General features: G+C 37.5%; 22 protein-coding genes and 1 pseudogene. 5 read left to right on the top strand and 18 right to left on the bottom strand.

Annotated features, from left to right (window positions below):
• Positions 1-16: 16 nt before the first annotated feature.
• Positions 17-172 carry a hypothetical protein gene (locus tag AAHM81_RS02040; protein ID WP_342265694.1) on the top strand — a complete coding sequence of 52 codons (156 nt, stop codon included), beginning with the start codon at positions 17-19 and terminating at the stop codon, positions 170-172.
• Positions 173-217: 45 nt separating this feature from the next.
• Positions 218-859, top strand: coding sequence for a 4'-phosphopantetheinyl transferase family protein (locus AAHM81_RS02035; protein WP_342265693.1), 642 nt, complete (start codon positions 218-220; stop codon positions 857-859).
• Positions 860-1,195: 336 nt separating this feature from the next.
• On the opposite strand, the gene AAHM81_RS02030 is transcribed toward AAHM81_RS02035, so the two are convergent.
• The 5 genes from AAHM81_RS02030 to AAHM81_RS02010 all read right to left on the bottom strand — a co-directional run bounded on the left by AAHM81_RS02030 (position 1,196) and on the right by AAHM81_RS02010 (position 3,651).
• Complete coding sequence (locus tag AAHM81_RS02030) at positions 1,196-2,107, bottom strand: ankyrin repeat domain-containing protein (RefSeq protein WP_342265692.1); 912 nt, start codon at positions 2,105-2,107, stop codon at positions 1,196-1,198.
• Between the two features lie 162 nt (positions 2,108-2,269).
• Positions 2,270-2,713: a 50S ribosomal protein L9 gene (gene rplI / locus AAHM81_RS02025; protein WP_342265691.1), complete on the bottom strand. Its 444-nt coding sequence runs from the start codon at positions 2,711-2,713 to the stop codon at positions 2,270-2,272.
• A gap of 7 nt (positions 2,714-2,720) precedes the next feature.
• A complete protein-coding gene (gene rpsR, locus AAHM81_RS02020) occupies positions 2,721-2,972 on the bottom strand; it encodes a 30S ribosomal protein S18 (protein WP_144086916.1) in 252 nt (83 codons plus the stop codon).
• Positions 2,969-3,322, bottom strand: a complete 354-nt coding sequence (rpsF, locus tag AAHM81_RS02015; RefSeq protein WP_342265690.1) for a 30S ribosomal protein S6 — start codon at positions 3,320-3,322, stop codon at positions 2,969-2,971. The genes rpsR and rpsF overlap by 4 nt, the downstream gene beginning before the upstream one ends.
• Positions 3,323-3,471: 149 nt before the next feature.
• Positions 3,472-3,651 (bottom strand): hypothetical protein, encoded by a 180-nt coding sequence (locus AAHM81_RS02010; protein WP_342265689.1) that lies wholly within the window; start codon positions 3,649-3,651, stop codon positions 3,472-3,474.
• Positions 3,652-3,808: 157 nt separating this feature from the next.
• Between AAHM81_RS02010 and ung the strand changes: the two genes are divergently transcribed.
• Positions 3,809-4,471 carry a uracil-DNA glycosylase gene (gene ung, locus AAHM81_RS02005; protein ID WP_342265688.1) on the top strand — a complete coding sequence of 221 codons (663 nt, stop codon included), beginning with the start codon at positions 3,809-3,811 and terminating at the stop codon, positions 4,469-4,471.
• A gap of 391 nt (positions 4,472-4,862) precedes the next feature.
• On the opposite strand, the gene argS is transcribed toward ung, so the two are convergent.
• The 7 genes and pseudogenes from argS to AAHM81_RS01970 form a co-directional block, all read right to left on the bottom strand.
• On the bottom strand, positions 4,863-6,647 hold the full coding sequence (gene argS / locus AAHM81_RS02000) for an arginine--tRNA ligase (protein WP_342265687.1): 1,785 nt from the start codon (positions 6,645-6,647) through the stop codon (positions 4,863-4,865).
• Positions 6,648-6,832: 185 nt separating this feature from the next.
• Positions 6,833-7,198: an integrase core domain-containing protein gene (locus AAHM81_RS01995; RefSeq protein ID WP_342265686.1), complete on the bottom strand. Its 366-nt coding sequence runs from the start codon at positions 7,196-7,198 to the stop codon at positions 6,833-6,835.
• 34 nt (positions 7,199-7,232) lie between these two features.
• A complete protein-coding gene (locus AAHM81_RS01990) occupies positions 7,233-7,826 on the bottom strand; it encodes an IS3 family transposase (protein WP_342265685.1) in 594 nt (197 codons plus the stop codon).
• A 156-nt stretch (positions 7,827-7,982) separates the two neighbouring features.
• Complete coding sequence (locus AAHM81_RS01985; protein WP_342265051.1) at positions 7,983-9,071, bottom strand: IS481 family transposase; 1,089 nt, start codon at positions 9,069-9,071, stop codon at positions 7,983-7,985.
• 578 nt (positions 9,072-9,649) lie between these two features.
• Positions 9,650-10,918, bottom strand: a pseudogene (locus AAHM81_RS01980) (IS5 family transposase); the annotation flags it as partial.
• 180 nt (positions 10,919-11,098) lie between these two features.
• Positions 11,099-11,806: an RING finger domain-containing protein gene (locus AAHM81_RS01975; RefSeq protein ID WP_342265684.1), complete on the bottom strand. Its 708-nt coding sequence runs from the start codon at positions 11,804-11,806 to the stop codon at positions 11,099-11,101.
• Positions 11,807-12,343: 537 nt separating this feature from the next.
• Positions 12,344-12,673: a hypothetical protein gene (locus AAHM81_RS01970; RefSeq protein ID WP_342265683.1), complete on the bottom strand. Its 330-nt coding sequence runs from the start codon at positions 12,671-12,673 to the stop codon at positions 12,344-12,346.
• A 198-nt stretch (positions 12,674-12,871) separates the two neighbouring features.
• Between AAHM81_RS01970 and AAHM81_RS01965 the strand changes: the two genes are divergently transcribed.
• A complete protein-coding gene (locus AAHM81_RS01965) occupies positions 12,872-13,900 on the top strand; it encodes an IS5 family transposase (RefSeq protein WP_342264943.1) in 1,029 nt (342 codons plus the stop codon).
• 351 nt (positions 13,901-14,251) lie between these two features.
• Here the strand turns inward: AAHM81_RS01965 and AAHM81_RS01960 are convergent, their stop codons facing one another.
• The 3 genes from AAHM81_RS01960 to AAHM81_RS01950 all read right to left on the bottom strand — a co-directional run bounded on the left by AAHM81_RS01960 (position 14,252) and on the right by AAHM81_RS01950 (position 18,681).
• Entirely contained in the window at positions 14,252-16,021 is a 1,770-nt protein-coding gene (locus AAHM81_RS01960) for an AAA family ATPase (protein ID WP_342265682.1), read from the bottom strand.
• A 39-nt stretch (positions 16,022-16,060) separates the two neighbouring features.
• Positions 16,061-17,155: a hypothetical protein gene (locus AAHM81_RS01955; protein ID WP_342265681.1), complete on the bottom strand. Its 1,095-nt coding sequence runs from the start codon at positions 17,153-17,155 to the stop codon at positions 16,061-16,063.
• A gap of 341 nt (positions 17,156-17,496) precedes the next feature.
• Complete coding sequence (locus AAHM81_RS01950) at positions 17,497-18,681, bottom strand: IS3 family transposase (RefSeq protein WP_342265680.1); 1,185 nt, start codon at positions 18,679-18,681, stop codon at positions 17,497-17,499.
• Positions 18,682-18,741: 60 nt separating this feature from the next.
• Between AAHM81_RS01950 and AAHM81_RS01945 the strand changes: the two genes are divergently transcribed.
• Entirely contained in the window at positions 18,742-19,266 is a 525-nt protein-coding gene (locus tag AAHM81_RS01945) for a PD-(D/E)XK nuclease domain-containing protein (protein WP_342265679.1), read from the top strand.
• Positions 19,267-19,438: 172 nt separating this feature from the next.
• Here the strand turns inward: AAHM81_RS01945 and AAHM81_RS01940 are convergent, their stop codons facing one another.
• The 3 genes from AAHM81_RS01940 to lptB form a co-directional block, all read right to left on the bottom strand.
• On the bottom strand, positions 19,439-21,193 hold the full coding sequence (locus AAHM81_RS01940) for a hypothetical protein (RefSeq protein WP_342265678.1): 1,755 nt from the start codon (positions 21,191-21,193) through the stop codon (positions 19,439-19,441).
• A gap of 525 nt (positions 21,194-21,718) precedes the next feature.
• Positions 21,719-23,185, bottom strand: coding sequence for an Asp-tRNA(Asn)/Glu-tRNA(Gln) amidotransferase subunit GatB (gatB, locus tag AAHM81_RS01935; RefSeq protein WP_342265677.1), 1,467 nt, complete (start codon positions 23,183-23,185; stop codon positions 21,719-21,721).
• Positions 23,178-23,909, bottom strand: a complete 732-nt coding sequence (gene lptB / locus AAHM81_RS01930; protein ID WP_342265676.1) for an LPS export ABC transporter ATP-binding protein — start codon at positions 23,907-23,909, stop codon at positions 23,178-23,180. Before lptB ends, gatB begins: the two co-directional genes overlap by 8 nt.
• Positions 23,910-24,071: the final 162 nt, after the last annotated feature.

The raw sequence follows: 24,071 nt of genomic DNA, 5'->3' as shown, positions 1-24,071 counted from the left end.
TTAAAATTTAAATATCATGCCCGTTAGACTACAGCGTAAAGCAAGAAGAAATAAAACCAAAGCAGCACAACGTAAAGCTTCCATTAAGCGTCTTATGTTTATGCCGGTTATTAAATGTTTAGACGCAGAAGCTATACGTAAAAGCTTTGCGGAATCTAAGTCCACCGCTTAAATTCGATGGGGCGCATGGGCCTATTGCAGTTTAATAGCGGCCAACATGCCTGTTTATAGCTTTTCAACCCATGCTGCTACTCGGTTTTGCCTAGTTTGGAAGATTGAAGAAAGTTTGGCAACGCTGCGCCTTCAATTACCTCCTCAATTTTTAGCTGACTTTCACAGTCTAGGCCTATCCTCTCAGGATAGAATGGGGCAGTCATTAGCTGTTAGAGTAGCCCTTTATACCTTACTGAAAAAATTAGGCTTTCCCATTTTACCACTTTCTAAAAATAAACAGGGCAGACCTATTTTCGTGCATAGCAGCTTCCATATTAGCTTTACCCATACCCGTTATGCAGCCGCTGTAGCATTATCTACTGCGTTTCCTATAGGCATTGACCTGGAGATGGTTAAGCCCAGCTTGCATCTGGTCCAGGAAAAGTTTTTAACAAAGGAGGAAATAGAGGCTGCCAACCATTGTCTTGAAAAGCTGGCCATCTATTGGGGAGCTAAAGAAGCGCTTTATAAGCGTTTAGATGGGCAGCAATGCGTTAGCTGGAAGCATATCGTTATAGAACCATTTCATTTGCATCCTAAGGGAGCGCTTACTGCTCATTTGCATGGAGCAAGGTATATAATGAGCTATGAACAAATGATAGATGGGGAGCTGCCGCCGCATGTTTTGGTATACACTGAAAATTAGTGAAGCGTCAATAGATCTTTTGTATCCACTCATCATTATTTCTACGTTCTTCTGAAAAAGCAAATATCTAACCTATTATCAGCTCCGCGTCTCCTTCGATAAAAAAATGGCGCTCTAGTAAAACACTAACACCTGAGCGATATGTTTTTTAGCGGATTAGAAAATCGTCTGTTTGAAGCCCGCTTGTGGGGTGAGTTCACGATTTTCCCGCTGGAAAACATATCGATTCAGCTATTTTACTATCGGGCCAGACTTTTTATCGAAGGAGATAAGGGGCCCAGCCACAGACGTGAATAGATACGAAAATTCATTATTAACCAGTGACGTGAATAGATACTATCCTCCTATAGCGGGAGGGCGCTGAGCTTTCTCTATAAGATCGACGTATAGTGGCATATTACTTTTCTTAGCCAAGTCAAATGGAGTGTCTCCAGTGTCATTTTTTATATCCAAGCGAATTCCAGGTTTTTCTAGCAATGCTTTTATGGTTGGTAGATTGCTGTATATGATTGCTATATGGAGCGGAGTATTGCCCCTCCTATTTGTTCGATTCACGTCAATATGTGGGTGTGCTAGTAACATGGTAATTACTCCTTGCTGACCTTCTTGTATTGCTAAATGAATCGGATATATATAGAGTCCCGCATCCCCTATCTTATTAACGTTGATGTCATCCCGTTTTAGGAAGATGTTAACTACTTCTTCATGGCCTGCTTCTGCTGCCAAACAGAGAGGGGTGTGGCCACTTTTGTTTGTGATATTAACATTGATGTCATTCTGTGTTAGAAATACTTGAACTGTTTTTGCATGACCTGCTTCTGCTGCCTCATGAAGAGGGGCATTGCCATAGTAGGAGTCTTTTGCATCACACTGTGCTCCATTCTGTAGCAATACTTTAGCTACTTCTGCATGACCGTTTCTTGCTGCGTAATGAAGGGGGGTCAAACCACGGAAGCATTTTGCACCAACTTTTGCTCCACGCTTTAGCAATAGTTCAACTATTTCTAGATGACCTTCTCTTGCTGCGACATGAAGGGGGGTATCCCTGTAATTATCTTTTTGATTAACATCCTTACCTGCATTCAACAATGCGATAACTTTTTCTGTATGACCCTCACGTATTGCAGAATGCAGTGGATATTGATATTCATAAGAAGGTATATCACCTGTGCAGCTGGCATTGAGGATCATCACCCATCCACATAGGGATATTATTAAATTGAGCAATTTAATACGTAATCTATACAAGCTGCATGTAACCATTTAAGTATTTAAGGAATAAGTGGGGAAGGGGCCCCTATAGCTTTTATCAAAAAAAACAAAAAACAAAAAAATGATACTGTAAAAGAGTTCCTAGCAACAAACCTCCCTTTCACACGCTATATGAAGCCCCAAGATTACCGTATTTCCTTAAGCAGGAACTACATCAAAAGTTAATGTATAGGAAACTCCTTCGTGTAAGGCTAACACAGCTTGATAGTTTCCTATTTGCTTAATAGGCAGGTCAATAGCAATTTTGGTATAGTCCACTATGATACCCTGCTCTTTAAGCACTTTAGCAATTTGCAAAGGGGTAATAGAGCCAAATATTTTACCACCTTCACCCACCTTTGCACGCACTACTACTTTAGCAGCTGCTAAAAGTGGCAACAGTGCTTCTGCATCGGCTTTTAATTTTAACATTTTATGGGCTGCTTGTTTTGCATTTTCTTGCGCAACCTTTCTATGCATCTCATTGGCTACAACAGCAAGCCCTTCCGGAATCAGATAATTCCTAGCATAACCAGCTTTGACCGAAACGATGTCTCCTTTGTTTCCTAATGTTTTATGCACACGCTTTAATATTACTTCCATCTTTGGTTTATTTTAAATTATCCGCTACATAAGGAAGCAAAGCAAGCTGCCTAGCACGCTTTACTGCACAAGCCACTTTTTTTTGATATTTTAAACTATTTCCGCTAATGCGTCTAGGTAGTATTTTTCCTTGCTCATTGAGAAATTTCATTAAAAACTCAACACATTTATAGTCCACATACTTAATCCCATACCGCTTAAAGCGACAAAATTTCTTGGTAATGGTTTTTTTTTGTATCGATTCGTTTACTAAAGTCATAGCGCTACTGCTTTCTTAGATTCTTTTTGCTCCAATCTCCTTTCCATGTTATGCGCCAGTGCATGCTTGTCTAAGGCAAATGTTAAAGACCGCAATACCTCCTCATCCCTTGCATAGGTAACTTCCAGCTCCTTAATCAAACTGGGATCGCTGGTAAATTCTATCAAATGATAGACTCCGCTTTTTTTATGCTTTATAGGGTAGGCCAATGGCTTTAAACCCATCTCCTCTTCATGTACTATTGTTGCATTACGCTCCACTAAAAAAGATCTATATTTTTCTATAGATGCTTTTAGTTGTTCGCTAGAAAGTACTGGTGATAGTATAAATACCGTTTCGTAATGTCTCATGTTACAGTTAAATAATGGCTGGCCCTACACCACGCCTAGCCCTAATAATGCTTAGGCTTAGAATGTGGGCAACAAAAGCGAAGTTATAAAAAGAAATTGATCGAGTCAAGTTTTTTTTATAATTTATGTCAGGCGTTGTATGTTATCCATTAAAAATCGAGCCTTTGAAAGGGGCGGTCTATATAAAAAATCTGTATCTGTTCAATACTATGGCCATAGTGATAAAATGCCCCTGTAAAAAGTTTCGAAATAGAACCCACCCCTTGCAGATGATTAGGAAAAACAGATTCCTTTGAAGCCCGCGCAGCGGGCGACTTCTGTTTTTCCATCTGTAAGGGGTGGGTTCCGGAACTTTTTGCCGAGGGCTTGATTTTTTGTCCACTTTTTTATCAAGAAAAAAGTGGAATAAAATTCATTATTAACCAGTGACGTGAATAGATACAAAAATCTTTACAAACTGATGGCTATGATCGAGCGTTTGCAAGCATGAATGTACGAATAGAACCATCCTGGAAGTATGCGCTTGCCATGGAATTTGAGCAGCCTTATTTCAAAAAGCTAACCGATTATGTGAGGGTGGCTTACCAAAGGGGCGTGGTCTATCCAGCAGCTAAAAATATATTTAGAGCCTTTTCGCTTTCACCCTTTACCGATACGAAAGTGGTTATCTTAGGGCAAGATCCCTATCATGGTCCAGGGCAAGCGGATGGGCTGGCTTTCTCTGTCCCTTTGGGCGTTGCTTTTCCACCCTCATTGCGGAATATTTTTGTGGAGCTCCAAACAGATGTTGGTATCGAGAAGCCTATATCTGGTTCATTAGATGGTTGGGCCAAGCAGGGCATATTGTTATTAAATGCCACTTTAACGGTGGAAGCGCATAAAGCAGGATCACATCAAAATCAAGGCTGGGAACTTTTTACCGATGCAGTGATACAAGCGATTTCAAAAGGCAAGCAACATGTAGTATTTATGTTATGGGGCAGCTATGCTGGAAAAAAGGAGGGATTGATTGATGGTTCGCGCCACCTTATACTCAAATCGGCACATCCTTCTCCACTATCTGCCCATAGGGGATTTTTTCAAAATAGACATTTTAGCAAAGCCAATAGTTACCTATTGGCTACTGGCCAAACACCTATTGTCTGGTAGACTGGTTTTTATCAAGAAAGAAAGTATCTATTCACCACTGTGGCTAAAATTTACTTTTCTGCCATATCCATGCATCACTATGGCTACCTTTTTCTGAAAAAGCAAATGGCTAACCATTGCCAGCCTCGCGTCTCCTTCGATAAAAAATGGCGCTCTAGTAAAACACTAACAGGTGAGCGATATCTTTTTCAGCGGATTAGAAAATCGTCTGTTTGAAGCCCGCCTGCGGGCTGAGTTCACGATTTTCCCGCTGAAAAAGATATCGATTCAGCTATTTACTATCGGGCCAGACTTTTTATCGAAGGAGATAAGGGGCCCAGACACAGGCGTGAATAGATGCGAAATAAAGTGGAATAAAAATCATTATGAACCAGTGGGGTGAATAGATACGTTACATTTTCTCTGGCAGTTCAATGGTAAGTAGCGCCATGCTTTTTTTAAGCACTTTAGCTACACAAATGGAAAGCAGCAGCCTAACCGCTTTCATAGCAGGATTAGCCTCCCGTAGTATAGGATAACTTGCATAAAATTTATTATAGGTTTTGGCTAATTCTAAGGCGTAATTGGCGATCACAGAGGGCATATAGGTAGCTGCTGCTTCCTTTATTGCTTCTGGTAACCTATAGAGTTGAAAGATCAGCGCCTGTTCCAGCTGACTAAGTGGCGTGGTTAGAGGGGCTGGTGGCATCGTTAAGGTTGCTTGAGCCTTGCGCATTAGTGAGCAAATTCTAGCATAGGTATATTGAATAAATGTTCCTGTATCTCCTTGAAAATCGATGGATTCGTTAGGATTAAACAGCATTCTTTTTGATGGGGCTACCCGTAGCAAGAAGAATTTCAAGGCACCCATTGCTAAGGTATGGTGCAATTGTTGCAGTGCTTCTTGGGTTAAGTCTTCAGTCTTATGGGTGTGGTGCATATAGCGGCTAACCGTATCGATCATCTCTTCTATAAGGTTATCGGCATCTACTACATTTCCTTCTCTAGATTTCATTTTACCATCTGGGAGATCCACCATGCCATAGGGGAAATGGTGCATAGCAGCAGCATATGACCTGCCCAATTGGGCCATAATGGCAAATAAAACCTTAAAATGGTAGGCTTGCTCATTACCCACTACATAGATCATTTGATCAAAATGGTAATCTGCATACCGCAAATCGGCTATACCCAAGTCTTGTGTAATATACACAGCTGTTCCATCGCTGCGCAACAATACTTTTTCTCCCAACCCTTCTTTGGATAAATCTACTGCAATGGCACCATCTGCTCTTTTATAGAATATTTTTTTATTTAGTCCTTCTGCTACAATCGTTTTACCTAGCAAATAAGCCTCAGATTCATAATAGGTCTTATCAAAGGTAATGCCCAATTGGTTATAGGTGACGTTGAAGCCATCATAGACCCATCCATTCATTTTTTTCCACAAGGCGATTACAGCAGGCGCTCCTTGTTCCCATTCGACCAACATCTTTTGTGCTTGCTGCAGAATGGGTGGGACTGGGCCATCCTCCCCATTTTTTTGCATCTGTTCCAGTTCTGCTTTATATACTTGGTCAAATTTTACATAATATTTCCCCACCAGATGATCGCCTTTTATGCCGCTGCTTTCTGGCGTTTCGCCTTCCCCAAACTGTTGGTAGGCCACCATAGACTTACAAATATGAATGCCTCGATCATTGATTAGGTTTACTTTATGTACTGTGTATCCAGCGGCGTCTAATATGGTGGCCAAGGAGCTGCCTAAAAAGTTATTGCGTAGGTGACCTAAGTGTTGGGGCTTATTAGTATTGGGGCATGAAAATTCTACCACTATCTGTTGCTTTTGGCTAGGCAAACGACCATAAGTGGGATCTTCTGCAATAGAGGCTAAAGTAGCCATCCAAATGGCATCATCGATCACAAGGTTTAAAAAACCGCTGATTACATTATAACTGGCTATTAGCTTGGTATGGGTTTGCAGCCACTGGCCTATTGTTTCTGCCAATGTGGTTGGTTGTGCATTACATCTTTTACAAAAAGGGAATACAGGGAGTGAAAAGGTGCCTTCGAATTCTTTTCTGGTCACTTGTAAACTGCATGCCTCCTCTGATAAGGGTAGGTTATAGCGTTCTAAAAATGCTTGTTGTATGGCTAAGCGCAGTGTGGGTTCTAGTGATATGGCGTTTGTGGGCATAGCGGTTAAGGTTTTATTACAATTATCCTTGAAATTATAAATTTATAAGCATAATCTGTAGTAAAGGGAATTTGTAGGAAATGTTCACTGAACCGGTACGCTGACACAGTTTAGTGCACACTTATAATGGACTGATTTTTTCGGACATTTTTTTCTTACTTTTCTTTCCTATTTTTTCCCATTTGCTAAGCTACCAATTTTAAATGGTTAAGATAAACGTTCATAGGTTTTTGATAGTTAATACTAGAATGAAACCTTTGGTAATTATATTTAGTAATGTAACTATTAATTCCCTTTTTTAGGGATTTAATATTTTTAAACTCATTGATAAAGAGGTAATTATATTTTAGTGTTCTAAAAAATCTTTCCACTACAATATTATCAATACTTCTACCTCTTCCATTCATGGAGATTTGAATATTATGTTTTTTTAATAGATCTGTATGCTTATGACTAGTATACTGACTACCTTGATCACTATTAAAGTACTCTGGTGGAGGATATTTGCTAAGTGCTTCTTGCAATGTGTCTGTTACAAGCGTTGTATCCATGGTATTGGATAATTTATAACTTAGTATGGCTTTACTATGCCAATCCTATAATAGCCGAAAGATACATGTAACCAGTATTGGTTCGAATATAAGTAATATCCCCACTCCAAACCTGATTCGATTTAGGTACATGAACGTGCTTTGTTTTACCAGAGTTGAACCAATATTTATCCAACAAGTAACTATATACCTTATGTTGAGCATTTTTACAAGAAGTGGCTGGCTTCTTGCGAGGGTAAATAGCCGATATACCCAGTACACCCATATATTTAAGCACACGATCTCTACCTACATTAAACCCATCTTCTTGTAGTTGATTGTATATATAACGATAACCATATTCTGGATGTTCCCTGTAAATCAAATCTATTTTCTTTAAAATAGTTGAATTACAGTCGTTTAATTTCTTAGATTTGTAATATATCAAAGAGCGATTTATCGATAATAACGCACATTGTCTTGCCTTGGATAAGTGGGGAAGCTTGGATCTGACAAGACTTTTCTTACTTAGTAAATCCAAGCTCTTTAACTTTCCCACTGCCCAATCTCGCTCAACGGTGGCCTTGCCTAAGGCCTTGGCAAGTTCATCATTTTGATCCTTAAGTGCGTTAATTTCCTCTTTATACACACTAACAACCTTGGATGGATCAAAGGCTGTAGAGGCATTCTCTAAAAACTGACGTTGCCAATTTTGAAGAGTTTTGCTAGTAACGCCATATTTGGACGACAGCTCAACTAGCGTTAAATTGTAGTAGTTGATATTTAATCTGACAGGCAGTAAAAATTAGACTGTATAGATGTCAGTTAAGTTTAGTTTGTCAGGTATGCTCTTAAGATACGCGATTTGATTATTTTTTTCAAAGGCTAGTTTTTTACTATCTTCCCAAGTTTGTATAGGCGTTTTACCGTAACAGTACTTTCCAGAATGTGGTCGCTCATGATTATAATAATGTAACCAGCTATCTAAATCTTGTTTCAAGACATCCAGGTCTGTATAGATCTTCTTACGCATAGCTGTATCAAAGAATTCCTGTTTCATCGTTTTATTAAACCGCTCACAGAACCCGTTGGTTTGCGGTGAATAGGCTTTAGTAACAGTATGTTCTATGCCTTCTATGCTTAAAAACAACTCAAAGGCATGATGCTCTATTTTACCTTTATACTCAGTACCACGATCTGTTAGAATGCGCAAGAGGGGTATGCTTTGTTCTTGATACCAAGGCAATACTCTATCATTTAACATATCAGCAGCTGTCAAGGCTGTCTTATCAGTATAGAGTTTTGCATGAGCTACCCGAGAATAACTATCTATAAATACTTGCGTATAAACCTTACCTATCCCTTTAAAGTTACCAACGTAATAAGTATCTTGACAGCCTAAATAACCAGGGTGTTCTGTATCTATTTCTCCACATGCTTCTTGTTCATGCTTACGTTTTTCTAATGCGGATAGCTGAGATTCCGTTAAAACAAGGCCATCTTGAGCCATTTTAGCTTCTAAGGCTTTAAGACGTTTTTTTATATTATTTAAGTCATTACGTAACCAGATAGACCTGACACCGCCAGGAGAGACCAGGATACCTTGTTGCTTTAGTTCATTAGATACTCTAAGCTGGCCATAGGCTGGATAATCTATCGCCATATCTACTACTGCTTTTTCTATACTAGGATCTACTCTATTAGCCATAATCGGCTTCCTACGGCTTATCTCTTGTAAAGCCTCTTGACCGCCTGTTTCATACAAGGCTTTGAAGCGATAATAGCTATCTCTACTATAACCCATAGTTTTACACGCCGATGAAATGTTCCCCAACGTTTTTGCTAGCTCCAATAAGCCTACTTTCGGCTTGATGATTTTTTGATGTAAATTCATAATAGTAGTCGGTATTTATATCAACACAAATTAATAAATGTCAGATTAAATATCAACTACTACAACGAAAAAGCTTTAGAGTTAGTCCTATGGGCTATTTTCAAGAAGTAGGATAGTACGGAATGAAAGAAGATAGACTTCTTGATCTTGGGTACTGACCCTTACATAACCGACTAGTACCCTACTATAGGGTAAAATTTAGATGTATGAATTTGTAGATCGGTATATCGTATTGATAGAAGAACTAATGAAGGATAGGAAGGTATGGGGTCTAGTTGATGAACACCCAATGCCGTCAACCTAAGAAAAGTTTTAAACTGGCTCATATTATTTATATAACTGAAAATCAATTATATAATTTTTAGGTTGACAGCATTGAGTGAACGATAGTTGAGAAATATGTAATTAGTCGGCCCTGAAGTATTCATACTTCAAGTTATTTATTAAAAAAATAATCACCTGCCCCATTTCAATTTTTTCATGTTCTGTATCTATTCTAATCCTGGTATCTGTATACGTTAGTTCAGGATAAAGCATCTTAGTGCTATAGGTTTTATTTTACCTGATTAGGTGGGTATTAGGAATGTTTTTCTTGTAATAAGGCGTAGATTATGGCTAATAGCACATAGAATAGCATTGAGTTTGTCTCCCAATATTCCTTTCAAGTAGTTAACCGCTAATTTACCATCAGATTTCATATGACCAATATGTGGTTCAATAGCAGATCTTCTTTTTAGTGCTTTTTTGAGACTAGGCGTTATACCTCTTTTAGAGCCGCTTATAAATATATTACATTGACTATTAGGTATATTATGACCTCTGTAACCCCTGTCTACGAAGACGTGTTTTACCTGAGTACCAGATAGTTTTTCTGCTTGTAATAAACTTCTATGCAAGGTATGTCCATCATATTCATTAGGATGTAAAGCTTCCGTTGATACAATCAAGCCTTGTTTATGGGTGAGCGTAAATTGCACCTTACAACCATACTCATAGGGATTTAAAGCCTTACCTTTACTTACGCAGTAAACAGCAGGTTCATGGATACTATAGACTTTATTTTTACTTTTTTTTGATTGGTTAATAATCCTTTTACTTATAGAAAGCAGATGTCTAAACTGGGTGCGTATTGCTTCATCACACGATTGTATAGAGCGTTCTACATCTCTTACCACCCGACCAAGATAGTTTTTTAATGTTTTAACGCCTTTGGCTAAACGTTTAAACTGTTTAGCATGTGCATAGCCATCTACTTTACGTTTGATAGCTGGCCCTAGACGTTGGTAGGTTTGACGGAGTTTAACGCCTGTTTTCTTAGCTATAGCCACTAATTTTTGTCTAGCCTTATTAAGCAACGAAGAATCAGTTGGATAGCGAATATTTTTCTCCATTACAGTAGTGTCGGATATCACTTTTTCAAGTTCTTTTGGGCAGACTACTTTTTTTTTAATGGCTAATTGTATAGTCATCGATAAGATCTTATTAAGACCTTCTGCTCCCAATCTTTGACGCCAACGAGTTAATGAACTAGGGTGACAAGCTGCCTTAATCTGAAAATAATCATAGCCACAAAGGTATTGCCAATAAGGATTTTCTACCCATCTAGAAACTACTTGTTCATCAGAAACTTGGTACATATGACTGATAATGAGTAGGCCTACAATCAAACGAATAGGTAAAGGAGGTTGACCGGGGCCATAGCTAAAGCTGCGGGCTAAATCTGATTCTAAGGATTGCCAAGGAATGGAATCAGCTAACTGAAATAAGGCGTGTTGGGGATTAAGAATCCCAGATAAGCGTTGCTCAAAAAGCCTACCACAAGAATGATTTATCTTCTTAGATTTCATCCCTATTTTGCAAGGTTTTATACAAAAAAACTCTAAAAATGGTTATTATATATAATATAATATACGGGTTTTTATATTCATAAACAAATAAATATATAATATTTCAGGGCCGACTAGTTACATGCTTAATTGGAAAGAGTAGAGACCTAATTTTTTACTGTTTATCATGTTAAATGTCAACTACTGTAAAAAATTCGAGAAAAACAAACGTTCATACTCTAATTTAACTTTACAAAAAGGACAGGATGAAGAAACCTTTATCCACTCTCTAATGCATTCTTTATGATAATAATACTTACATGTACACTTGAGTGGGAATAGCTTATTGTTCTTTTCACTATCTGCGTGACATATAGCACATATTTCTTGTGTATCTGATGGTAGTGGTTTAATATTATCTCTATAGATGAAGCATACACGCTCTTCTATGTAAGCTATCATCTTTGGATTATTTTTTGTTTTTAAATAATTGTATGCCTCTTCAATACTACATGCATTCCTTTCATTACCTATCGCTATATCAAGTAAGTACTGAAACAACTCTACGTGTTCATGATCTATAGCACATTTGATCCCATTCAACCATCCTTCACTGATACAATTCTTAGGATATTCTTTTAATGCCTTTATGAGGTACTCTAATGCTGCTGATTTTTGTAATAATTCTGCATTTTTTGGTAGATCTGGGAACGATACGTTTCTATCATCAGATGATAATAGAAACTTTATTGTACCAGAGAGGAGGTTGTCAGGACATCTAGCCAAACCACGATAATCTGATGACCGGAGTTCATTAAGACTTAGCAATAAAGCCCTGTTAACTGTTTCAGTTTTTAACCTTTCTCTATCTGCTTTATCTCTATCCGGATGATTATACATTAATGACATAGTTAGAATATTGAGGCTAGGATTTTCCTGATACATAAACATTTTATCTCCACAAAACCTAGAAGAATAATAACGAATATTCAGAACGATTGTATCAATTACATTGATAGAATGATATATTCCTGCACATACCAATATTGATAATTCCGGTTTTCCTCCAAAGTCTGAATTACTATATCTTGTTTTGTTTAAATAACATACTGTATCGTCATCCAATATTTTATCCTTTCTACACTTATAACGATTAAGAATAAATTTTACCAACGATGAATTGTCAGTGTATATTGCACAATATAGTATCTTATTCATAAGGTTCATAAGATTTATAATCCTATATTCATAAATCATAAGATCTGCAAACAGTTTATTTTCTGGTTTCATTATGAACTCTATTACGCGATTTATAAAATTTTCATCACAATATTTAGATTCATTATTAATATTTTCTAATAAGTATAAGCTTTCAGATTGTATGAAGTCTTTGTAATTTTCTACTATATATTTTTGAACAAGTGGCTGCTCAATTAGTGCGGCGTGTCATAAATTTATAGGTATACCATCTCGACTAGCTTTATCTTCCACTATAAGTTGCAAAATTCCTTCTAATAACGTAGAAACATCCACTTTAGTATCCGATTTTTTTTCTCGTATAGAACGAAAGTATTTATCTACATGTTTCTTACACAGATCTACTATTTTGTCCTGTGTAGTCTTATGAACAGAAACAGAACCATTGGTATGACTTTTAGGATTATGATTAGCTGAATATGACCTATCCATATTAGCCTGATTTTTTATCATATTATTAGACTGGCTTAACCCATTACAGGATGCGATAAGAAGCAAAAAAACAAAATACTTTTTCATGAAGAGTAGTATTTTTGAATAAAAAGATGAAAATACGAGCAGCTGTATAACGTATAAAAACGAATTGAGGCCGTTGCAATAGACCTTTACGATTTGCCATAAAAAGTATCTTTTTATTTTTTAGAAGAAGGTAAAAAAAGGTTAAATTCTATTGATTTTTTTAGGTATTGATGCTTAAAACTTTTAATAATATTGTGTATGTCGCTCAAGCAAACTAAGCAATTAAGTTTTTCAGATATTTCCGCCAATAAGCGTAAGTGCAAACACACTTTCTTTGATCAAATCAACAAGCTAGTTAATTGGTCAGTAGTAGAAAAAGCACTCCGATTACATTATCCTAAAGGTTTACGTTTATCAGGCAAACCGGCCTATAGTCCTCTGCTTCTATTCAAAATGCTATTGCTACAGACGTGGTATGGCTTGAGCGACTATGCAGTCGAAGAAGAAGTGAATGATCGTATCACTTTTAGCAGATTTTGTGGTATTTCGATGGATAGTTCTGTTCCAGATCATAGTGTACTAAGTAGATTTAGAACTACCCTTACAGAGAAGAATGCTTTAGAAAAGTTATTGCATATCATTAATAATCAGCTATCTGATCATGGTGTATTGGTTCAAAACGGTTCAGCAGCTGTAGATGCTTCTATTACCCCTACCCCTAGACGCCCTAAAGGTAAAAAAAGCTACGATCTGCATGAAGATGGAACCATAACCACAGCTGAAAGTTATCAAAAAGGAGTAGATCCAGAAGCAAGTTGGATAAAAAAAGGCCATCATCTCTACTATGGCTATAAGCGGCATGTTCTTGTGGAAAGCAAAGAGGGGTTGGTGCTAGCCGTAGGTACCACAAAAGCATCTAGTCATGATAGTGGGCATTTACAGGTATTATTGGATAAAGTAAGGCTAAAATCAGGCAGCAGACTCTATGCAGATAAAGGCTATAGCGGGTCGCCCAACGAAAATTTACTAAAGAAAAAGAAGTTAAAATCAGCTATTCAGAAAAAAGGGGCTAGAAACAATCCTTTATCACCCACTGCTAAACGGTTTAATAAATTAGTATCTAAAACGCGCTATAAAGTAGAACGGGTATTTGGAAGTATTAAAAGTTGGTTCCGTAGCTCAGGAGCCAGATATATAGGCCTTGCTAAAACCCATACGCAACATGTTATGGAGGCAATAGCCTATAACTTATATAGGTCCCCAAACATCATATTAAGAGGTATCTAGGGGAATGGTGTGTCCAAAATAGATTGAAAATGACTAAAAAATCAGTAAATAAATAGTTTTATACCACTATAACATCAAATATGGCAAGGAAATAACCCTGGAAGATTAATCAAAATTATACCTTCAACCTATCACAACGGCCTCGAATTGCAATTTTCAAAAAATATTTCGAAAAAAGCAAGTAATTATACCATAATTTTATTGTATGCTATACATAGCTACTCTATATCCGCTAATTTTTATCTAAAATTCATGCATTTCCATTTACTTGAAAGAATAGTTTCAATACAATCTATAAATTGCACATAATTTCCCCAAAAACCACGCATCATAGGCTATCTATTAGTCACCCTATTCCTCCCACTCCTCCTGGCTATATCTACTCGTTAAGTTAACTGAACCAGCTTTTTTAACAACTAAATCATAAGTAGAATAGGCAGCCAATACAGACTTTCCAGAAAAAGCAATACCCACTTCTACTACTTCCTTTACATGAGGATGTTGTAATAGTTCAGTATGATACGATTGGTCTTTTATTTGTTGTAATGCAAGCTTGCCTGAATTTTCTAATTCTGCCTCTTTGCGAACCTGCTTAAACTCCAATAAAATCGCCTTTGTATCTTCTTTGGGAATTAATAGCACATCATAACGGCCTAAGCCACTTTCTCGATTCGAGCGTATATAATGGGTTATACCCAAACTGGCTAGCATGCCTAACACAAACCCATGGTAAAAACCTTCGGATGTTTTACTTTGTTTTGTATCAAAATAACTAACACTACGGCGTAAAAAATAGCTAAGCTGTTCTACAAAAGTTGGTACATCACCAACTACTAAATGTTTCAAAAAAGAATCATATTGACGCTTTCGTTCAAACTGACGAATGAACCATTCTTGAAAAAATGTGCTATAGAGTCGCCATATTTCATAATTAGGAACTTTTATCCTACAATCATATACATTCGTATAAGCGCTTAACTGGCTTGTTTCAAAGGTCAAATAGCCAGCAAACAATAAAAGGCTCCAAAAAGATGTATCATCTTTATCTAGGATATCAAAAGCAAGATGTTTGTTGATAGATATATCTAAGGATTCTCCTCGCATCAACTGCTCGAATTGTTCTTTGATATCCGAATGAGCAACAAGTATTTTTTGTTCGATTAAGTTATTATTACCCGTATTGACCCAATAGACATCAAATCGACCTTCCTCACTCAAACAATAAATAATAGACCAAGGATTATACATCACTAAATCTCCTACTCTATAACCATTATACCAACTTTTTACTTGATCCATACAAATAGGAAGGTCTTGTTTGCTAAACAAATCTTGAACTTCTACTTCGCTCAAACCAAAATGGCTGCTATAACCTTGATCTAAAATGGTATAAGTTTTCAGGTTATTCAATCCAGATAGCATGCTATCCTTTGAAACACGCAATATGCCTGTTAAGACTCCTCTTTCCAAGTAATCATTATCTTTTAAGGCAGCACTAAAAATATTGCGCATAAATGCAACCATAGCGTCTAAGTAATCTGAATTACCGTAAGCTTTATTAAGAGGCGTATCATATTCATCTATTAGAATATAAACCTTCTGGCCATGGTGTTGGTAAAGGCATTGACTGAGTAACTCTAAAGAAACTTCCAACTCTTGCTGATTGGCTTCCTTGTTGAGGATAGTATGTAATTGACCTAATTGTATTTCATTGATTTTATCGCTTTTTAGCAAATAAGCATATGAACTATAAACTCTCAAGATCAAACTATATACCGCATTATAAGCCCCTTGAAAACTATCCGCATTAACATCCTTAAAACTTAGCATAATAACTGGGTACTTACCTTGATGTTGATCAATGTATCTACCACCTTCTAACTTGCTAATCGCTAGATTATCAAATAGACCTTTTGTACTTACACCACTAACCTCTGAAGAAAAAAAATGTTGCAGCATAGACATATTCAGCGTCTTGCCCCAACGACGAGGACGGGCTATTAGCGTAACCTTATCTCCTTTGCTTAAAAAATCAAAAATCATAGCTGTTTTATCACAAAACAGATAATTTCCTTTTACTAACTCCTGAAAGTTACTAACTCCAATCGGTAATTTTTTCATGATGAGAAGATTTAAGACTTATATAGCAAAAAACATAATTTATTCTACCTCTTCTTTAATTTTTTTCAATTCATCTGGCATATTATTCTGCCAGATATGTTCTTTGAAATAGCTTTTTAAAGCTATTTTTCTTTGTATATCCTTAGCAAAAGGTGCTTGCTTAACATGATCAGGGATTATTTCGTTTTTTGCTGCTTCTGTTAAACCGGATGACCATAATTCAAAGGCACTAGAAAAAAATTCTTCCTCTAATTTATTTAACCTTTCCAGTCTATCTTTTTTTTGTTTAGCTAACTTTTTAAGCGCTATTTCATTAGGGGACATATAGTCATTCTCAACCCAAGAGCCACCTTTTTGTAAAACAGACATAAACGTTCCCAACTTGTTTTTATATTTATTCAATGTACCAGATTTATGCTGAAGGGCAAAAGAAAAGTGATCAATAGAGGTTTGAATGGTATCTGCTGTATTAGTACCCTTATTATAAATTTGACGAATTTGAGGAAGACCAAATCCTATTTCTTCAAGATCTCTACAATCTATATCCTCCCATTCTTTTGGTAAAGCATGGCTTTCATCTAATGACGTTTTTATAGCTTCATTTTTTTGAACTAAGGATAAAGTGTTCTTGAAAGATTGACTACTTGCTAAATCTAACTGCAACTTAAAAGCATCAACGAAAGCCTTGTCGAACCTAAAAACAGAAAAACCAGCTTTCCCAGTTTTGCCACCAACCCTTTCCATAAGACCTTTGTCAATTATCCTTTGTACAACCTTTTTCAAGGTTTTTTTCGTCGTGTTGATGACACTAGATAGGGTTGCAATCATTACTGGACCTGTAATAGGCTCTCCTCTAACCATACAACAACCAATAAAATATTCAACGATGCGTTTTTGAATGCCACAAAGCTTAGAGACTGCTTCATGATAATTGCATTTCGTATCAATTCTATTATGACTGCATGATATACCTTTACTGGCCAGTTTATTTTCGGTGATTTGACTAATTACTCTTTTGATAGACAAATCCTCTCCTTTTTTATTAGACCTTCTATCATCTAATGCTTGAGAGGGATCTTCTACTAAACCAATGGGCTTACTTATATTTTGATTGATAACTTCATTCTGAAGCAAATAAGGAGCCCTTCTTTTAGGTACAAACTTTTGCTTGGTTCCATCTGGTGCAGAAACTGGAGCAGTCATAATTTATCTGTTAATATCCTTCCATCATTTTTGAATTAGCCAAATGGGAAGCAGTATAGTTACTTTTTAAGTTATGCATTCCTAACAGTTCACGGGTGAACGTATCAATATCTTCTCTACCTGCTGTGCTTGCAGTACTCTCAAATACCGTTGATTTGCGTCTTCTGTATTTTTCAATTTCTTTGCACTTCCTGATATACCCAGAAAACTATAATGGACTGATTTTTTCGGACATTTTTTTCTTACTTTTCTTTCCTATTTTTTCCCATTTGCTAAGCTACCATTTTTAAATGGTTAAGGTAAACGTTCATAGGTTTTTGATAGTTAATACTAGAATGAAACCTTTGGTAATTATATTTAGTAATGTAACTATTAATTCCCTTTTTTAGGGATTTAATATTTTTAAACTCATTGATAAAGAGGTAATTATATTTTAGTGTTCTAAAAAATCTTTCCACTACAATATTATCAATACTTCTACCTCTTCCATTCATGGAGATTTGAATATTATGTTTTTTTAATAGATCTGTATGCTTATGACTAGTATACTGACTACCTTGATCACTATTAAAGTACTCTGGTGGAGGATATTTGCTAAGTGCTTCTTGCAATGTGTCTGTTACAAGCGTTGTATCCATAGTATTGGATAATTTATAACTTAGTATGGCTTTACTATGCCAATCTATAATAGCCGAAAGATACATGTAACCAGTATTGGTTCGAATATAAGTAATATCCCCACTCCAAACCTGATTCGATTTAGGTACATGAACGTGCTTTGTTTTACCAGAGTTGAACCAATATTTATCCAACAAGTAACTATATACCTTATGTTGAGCATTTTTACAAGAAGTGGCTGGCTTCTGACGAGGGTAAATAGCCGATATACCCAGTACACCCATATATTTAAGCACACGATCTCTACCTACATTAAACCCATCTTCTTGTAGTTGATTGTATATATAACGATAACCATATTCTGGATGTTCCCTGTAAATCAAATCTATTTTCTTTAAAAAAGTTGAATTACAGTCGTTTAATTCCTTAGATTTGTAATATATCAAAGAGCGATTTATCGATAATAACGCACATTGTCTTGACTTGGATAAGTGGGGAAGCTTGGATCTGACAAGACTTTTCTTACTTAGTAAATCCAAGCTCTTTAACTTTCCCACTGCCCAATCTCGCTCAACGGTGGCCTTGCCTAAGGCCTTGGCAAGTTCATCATTTTGATCCTTAAGTACGTTAATTTCCTCTTTATACACACTAACAACCTTGGATGGATCAAAGGCTGTGGAGGCATTCTCTAAAAACTGACGTTGCCAATTTTGAAGAGTTTTGCTAGTAACGCCATATTTGGACGACAGCTCAACTAACGTTAAATCTTCTTTTAGCAAAGCTAATACTATTTTAGTCTTTTCTTCCGAACTAAAATGCCTAATCTTTTTCCTTCCCATCTGATTAATTTATTTTATGACTTTAAAACTAAACTATACGGAAAATAAAGTAAAAGATTTTTGTCCTGTTTTTTCAGTCCATTATATTTAAGAACGGACAACTGGTTGGCCTTCTTTAACTGCCTTAGAAGTGGTTGCTTGGCCAAAGCAGGCTACCACTTTCTCGATAAATCTGAAAGGAGTTTTCAGGGTGCTTTATACTCCTTTCTCAACGGTGCTTTTCATACCAGCGATGGTATTTGGGCTAGTGCTGAAAGGGATAGTGGTATAGGCCGTACAGATATCATTATGGAAGACCAAGATAATGAGCATAGAACTATCTATATTTTTGAGCTAGAAGTAGATAAACCAGCCTTAGAAGCTTTGGAGCAAGTACGTCATAAAGATTATAGCCTTCAATATGATTTATGCCATAAGAAGGTGCTTATAGGTTTAAAATGTGATGCTGCAAAACTCAATATTACAGAGGCAGTTATTGAAATCCATCAACGCGATGCGTGGCATGCTTTTCAGGTAATATCGCGTAAAAATTTTAACGTTAATGCTGTTGGTTACTTTCAAGAGGTAGAAGCGCAAAGTATTTGAAGAATAGATTTAGAGTATCTATTCACGCCTCTGGCTTGGCCCTTTGTCTCCTTCGATAAAAAGTCTGGCCCGATAGCACATAGCTGAATCGATCAGGTGTTCGTGTTTTACTAGAGCGCCATTTTTTATCGAAGGAGACGCTGGGCTGGTAATTGGTCAGCTATTTGCTTTTTCAGAAAAACGTAGCCATTTCCAAGCAAGAGCTATGGGGCGTAGATGTCTCTTCAAGACATACGGGGCATATGTGTTTCTGCTCTTTTAATTTTAATAATGCATTCATATACTCGAAGTACTCATCCCGGCAAGAGCTATGGGGCGTAGATGTCTCTTCAAGACATACGGGGCATATGTGTTTCTGCTCTTTTAATTTTAATAATGCATTCATATACTCGAAGTACTCATCCCGGCAAGAGCTATGGGGCGTAGATGTCTCTTCAAGACATACGGGGCATATGTGTTTCTGCTCTTTTAATTTTAATAATGCATTCATACACTTGAGGTATTCATCCCGCTTAGGGCCATTATATATATCTTTGATATTGTCAAGGATAGTGAGTCCTTTTTCGTCCTTGTAATTAAGAAATAAATCTATATACTTGGTTTTAATTCCCTCCTTTTGTAGAGCGGTTATGAGTAATTTCAAAATTTCCGGTTTCTCTAGAAAAAGCGGAAGATAGTTGTTCCACATTTTTGAGTCCTCTAGAAAGAGCTGGAGAAAGTGATGTACATTTTCTATAGAAAAACGAGTGTACGGCAATAAGATGTCAACCATTCTTTTATTGCGTAGCTTAATGGCTCGATAAAGTGCTTGCTTCCTAACATCCGGTCCATTGAGGAGGTCTGGGAAAAGGCTGATTAGTTCTTTAATCAATTCCTCAAGACATCCTTTTTGACTATCAGCTGTGCTATTATACTGGTGCAAAAGTATTATAGAATATGCTGTATGATGCGGACTATTATCAAGATTAGATAGGTCATAAGGAAAAATTTTCAATAATTCAGGGATGATTTTACGTAGTAAAATATCTAAGGCTGTAGTAGGGTTACAATTTTCTGGATAAAAAATTTGTATCATACGACGCAGAATGTTGGGGTTATGCACCCCTTCTGGGTTTAGAAATGGCGTTAGCAGTTTCGAAATTGCCTGTTCTATTAAGTTTGGATTGCTATTGATAGTCTCAGCTAGTGACTTTATAACTTCAGGATTATCCATATCGATTAGCGTTAAATTAACCTTCGAATGTGCTAGAAGCTTACGTTTTATTAACTTATCACCACGTAAGTATGCATAGGTCACCTCGTTCTTATTAAGCTCAGTATCCGGATCATCCAATAACATTTCAATTATCTTTATGGCGTCTTTATATGCTTGACTTAGAAGTGAATTTGGATTTAATAGGTTAGAAATTATTGCTTTTCTTGTGTTTGGATTGCTATTGATAGTCTTAGCTAGTGACTTTATAACTTTAGGATTATCCATATCGATTAGCGTTACATTAACCTTCGGATGTGTTAGAAACCTACATTTTAATGACTGATCACCATGTAAGCATGCATAGGTCACCTCTTGCTTATTAAGTTGAGTATCTGAATCATCTAATAACATTTTAATTATCTTCATGGCACCTTTATACCTTTTAGACGCTTCCCCCCCCTTGTTTTTTTGGGGAAAATTCTCAATAGCGCAGCAAGTTGCTAACTGTAATGGGGAAGATGAAGGGGCTTGGTTACTTTGACTAAGGCTAACACGCTGATTTGTATTTTTTGTAGTTTTCTTGTAGTCGCCAAACAGGCGAGCAGCCTGCTCGTACTCGCCACGCCCGCAATGAAGATGGAATTTTATAGCTGTTAACAGAGGTGTTACTGTAATGTTGTGCTTATTTTCGTTGTAGGAACTGTTTGTGGCATCCGCTGCCCCATACTTCATTTGCGTATTACATGAAACATACAGGAAATAAGAAAATAGATTCCATGCCAGCGGCTTGCGGTAACGACAAGTATGCGAGACTGCCCGTCGTATTAAATGCAGTAATACCATATCCTTCTAGTTAAGTTAAGTATAACTATAATGCTATGGCATAACATACTAATTTTGTATACGAAAGTCAACTCTATAAACTGATGATTAAAGGTAACATAGCAGTGGGCTATATAACGTTACTACTGTGGCTAGTAACCGAAACGTAAGGCTATCTATTTTAGAGCTTGTTTTAATAATGTATTTGCCAGGGGTATATGGGTATTGTGGCCGCCGATAAAGGAATGCGGCGCTTCAGTAAAGCGGAAGTCTTTAAACAATCTATTGTTCAGCGGATTAGAAAAACAGCCTGTTTGCAGCCCACGAAGTGGGCAAGTTCTGTTTTTCCCGCTGAACAATAGATTGTTTCATTGCCTTTACTGTGCGCCAAATCTTTTATCGGCGGTCATAAGCGCGGGGGGGCATTACAGCAGCTTACCTCAAAGCTTCTTCTAATAACTTACTAGCCAATGATGCATTGGCTTTCCCCTGGCTTTTTTTCATGATTTCGCCCATAAACATGGCCAGCAGCCCCGACTTGCCATTTTTATAAGCTATGACCTTGTCTGGATAGGCTGCTAATACCTCTTCAACCAGCGCTTTTAGATTGGCTTCGTCACTATCCTGTATCAGGTCTAACTGCTCTGCAAGGGCTATAGGGGTGGCATCTAATTGTTCCAATAACAGGGGAAAGATTTGACTGGCCGCAACAGAAAAACTCACCATGCCGCTTTCTACCAAGGTGATCAATGCAACAAAACGGTCTACCGTTAAGGGAAAATCCTCTAAAGAAAGCGATAGCTCGTTCAAATACCCTTTAACAGGCCCCAACAACCAATTGGCGGCAGCAGTATAGTGGGTAGTATGCTGACATAGCTCATCAAACAATATTGCAAAAGCTTTGTTTTCAGTAAGTACCGAAGCGGTATAATCTGAAAGGCCATATACCCCTACAAATTTTTTGAAATAGGCGCTTGGCAACAAAGGCATCGTCCTTCGAATGCGCGCTATCCATTCCTGTGAAACCCATATAGGCGGAATGTCTGGTTCTGGAAAATAACGGTACTCACTAGCGCTCTCTTTGGCACGTAGGCTAACCGTTTCACCCGAAGCCGCTTGAAAGTTCCTGGTTTCTGCAATCACCGGTTCGCCTGCTTCTAACCGTGCGATTTGTCGATCGATCTCATAAGCAATGGCCAGCTGAACATTGCGCATGGAATTCATGTTTTTAACCTCTACTCTCGTACCTAAGCGATTGGATTCCTTGGGGGCTACTGAGATATTGGCATCACAACGCAAAGAAGCCTCTTCCATATTGCCATCACAAATCTCTAAATACCGAACCAATTTGCGGATTTCAGCTAAAAACTGATAGGCTTCTTCCCCTGTGGTGAGCGCTGGCGCGGTAACCAATTCTAATAAAGGCGTTCCTGCACGGTTATAATCCAATAAGGTAATGTCCTCCACTATGCCATGTAATGACTTGCCAGTGTCTTCTTCTAGATGCATGCGGATCAGTGGGATTTTTTTTTTCACCCCCTCATTTGAATAAATGTTTACAAAGCCCCCTCGGCAAATAGGGGTGGTATCTTGCGTGATTTGAAAGCCTTTCGGTAAGTCTGGATAGAAATAACTCTTTCTTGCAAAAAGGTTTACATCTGTGATGGTGGAGCCACAAGCCAACCCTAACTTGATCGCATAGTCAAATGCTTTCTTATTGACTCTAGGCAATGTGCCAGGGCAGGCCAATGTAACAGGACTCAGGTTCGTATTGGGAAGCGCACCATATTCAGCCCTATCTGAGGAAAACATTTTACTCTCAGTGAGCAGTTGAATATGGATCTCTAACCCAATAACTACTTGATATTGCGCCTTTATAGCCTCATCATTCAGGTTATTCATAACGTTTTAATTCAAATTTTTCTCCAAGATAAAGCCTACGTACCTGTTCATCTTCTGCTAATTCTTCTGCAGTGCCTGCTTTAAGCAATGTACCGGCAAACATCAAATAAGCTCTATTCGTAATGGAAAGGGTTTCATCTACATTGTGATCGGTAATCAGCACACCAATGTTATTGTGCTTGAGTTTGGCGATAAGCAGTTGGATCTCTTCTACAGCAATAGGATCTACACCTGCAAAGGGTTCGTCTAGCAATACAAATTTAGGGTCGGTAGCCAACGCTCTAGCTATTTCTGTACGGCGACGTTCCCCTCCAGAAAGTACATTCCCCTTACTTTTCCGTATATGGGTAATGCTAAACTCTTCTAATAAACCATCTAGTTTTTCTTTGCGTTCCTGTTTCGAAAGACCACGCATTTCCAGTACTGCCATAATGTTTTCCTCTACTGTTAATTGTCTAAAAACAGAGGCCTCCTGGGGTAGATAGCTAATCCCCTTTTGGGCACGTTTGTATAGGGGCAATGGTGTGATGCAGGTTTCGTCTAAATAAATATTGCCACTATTTGGCTTGATCAGCCCAACTGTCATATAGAAGGTAGTGGTTTTGCCTGCCCCATTAGGGCCTAGTAACCCTACAATTTCCCCAGAAGAAACGGTCAGTGAGATGCCTTTTACTACCTTACGACCTTTGTATTCCTTGATTAATGAATCAGCACGAAGTTGCATAGAAATCTTTTGTATTAAATGGAATGGCCGCTTAACGGAATTGGTAATAAGCGGTATACATCACCAGCTGCAATAGACTGCTTTCGAAATATGCTTGCGCTCAGGAGTTTGTAGAAGACACAGCGCGCAAAACCAAAGCGTACTAGATGTACGTGAGGAGTT

Source organism: Cardinium endosymbiont of Philonthus spinipes (assembly GCF_964030745.1).
In the GTDB taxonomy this organism is placed as follows: Bacteria; Bacteroidota; Bacteroidia; order Cytophagales; family Amoebophilaceae; genus Cardinium.
Note: the sequence above shows the minus strand (reverse complement) of the source record. Positions and strands in the feature narration are given on the sequence as shown.

Excerpts from the sequence above, each read along its gene's own strand:
- rpsF (WP_342265690.1), bottom strand. The coding sequence starts at position 3,322 with ATGAGACATTACGAAACGGTATTTATACTATCACCAGTACTTTCTAGC.
- ung (WP_342265688.1), top strand. The coding sequence starts at position 3,809 with ATGAATGTACGAATAGAACCATCCTGGAAGTATGCGCTTGCCATGGAA.
- argS (WP_342265687.1), bottom strand. The coding sequence starts at position 6,647 with ATGCCCACAAACGCCATATCACTAGAACCCACACTGCGCTTAGCCATA.
- AAHM81_RS01965 (WP_342264943.1), top strand. The coding sequence starts at position 12,872 with ATGTCGCTCAAGCAAACTAAGCAATTAAGTTTTTCAGATATTTCCGCC.
- AAHM81_RS01950 (WP_342265680.1), bottom strand. The coding sequence starts at position 18,681 with ATGGGAAGGAAAAAGATTAGGCATTTTAGTTCGGAAGAAAAGACTAAA.
- rpsR (WP_144086916.1), bottom strand. The coding sequence starts at position 2,972 with ATGACTTTAGTAAACGAATCGATACAAAAAAAAACCATTACCAAGAAA.
- lptB (WP_342265676.1), bottom strand. The coding sequence starts at position 23,909 with ATGCAACTTCGTGCTGATTCATTAATCAAGGAATACAAAGGTCGTAAG.
- AAHM81_RS01940 (WP_342265678.1), bottom strand. The coding sequence starts at position 21,193 with ATGAAGTATGGGGCAGCGGATGCCACAAACAGTTCCTACAACGAAAAT.
- rplI (WP_342265691.1), bottom strand. The coding sequence starts at position 2,713 with ATGGAAGTAATATTAAAGCGTGTGCATAAAACATTAGGAAACAAAGGA.
- AAHM81_RS01970 (WP_342265683.1), bottom strand. The coding sequence starts at position 12,673 with ATGAAAAAGTATTTTGTTTTTTTGCTTCTTATCGCATCCTGTAATGGG.
- AAHM81_RS01985 (WP_342265051.1), bottom strand. The coding sequence starts at position 9,071 with ATGAATTTACATCAAAAAATCATCAAGCCGAAAGTAGGCTTATTGGAG.
- AAHM81_RS02040 (WP_342265694.1), top strand. The coding sequence starts at position 17 with ATGCCCGTTAGACTACAGCGTAAAGCAAGAAGAAATAAAACCAAAGCA.
- AAHM81_RS02010 (WP_342265689.1), bottom strand. The coding sequence starts at position 3,651 with ATGGAAAAACAGAAGTCGCCCGCTGCGCGGGCTTCAAAGGAATCTGTT.
- AAHM81_RS01975 (WP_342265684.1), bottom strand. The coding sequence starts at position 11,806 with ATGTCATTAATGTATAATCATCCGGATAGAGATAAAGCAGATAGAGAA.
- AAHM81_RS02035 (WP_342265693.1), top strand. The coding sequence starts at position 218 with ATGCCTGTTTATAGCTTTTCAACCCATGCTGCTACTCGGTTTTGCCTA.
- AAHM81_RS01995 (WP_342265686.1), bottom strand. The coding sequence starts at position 7,198 with ATGGATACAACGCTTGTAACAGACACATTGCAAGAAGCACTTAGCAAA.
- gatB (WP_342265677.1), bottom strand. The coding sequence starts at position 23,185 with ATGAATAACCTGAATGATGAGGCTATAAAGGCGCAATATCAAGTAGTT.
- AAHM81_RS01960 (WP_342265682.1), bottom strand. The coding sequence starts at position 16,021 with ATGAAAAAATTACCGATTGGAGTTAGTAACTTTCAGGAGTTAGTAAAA.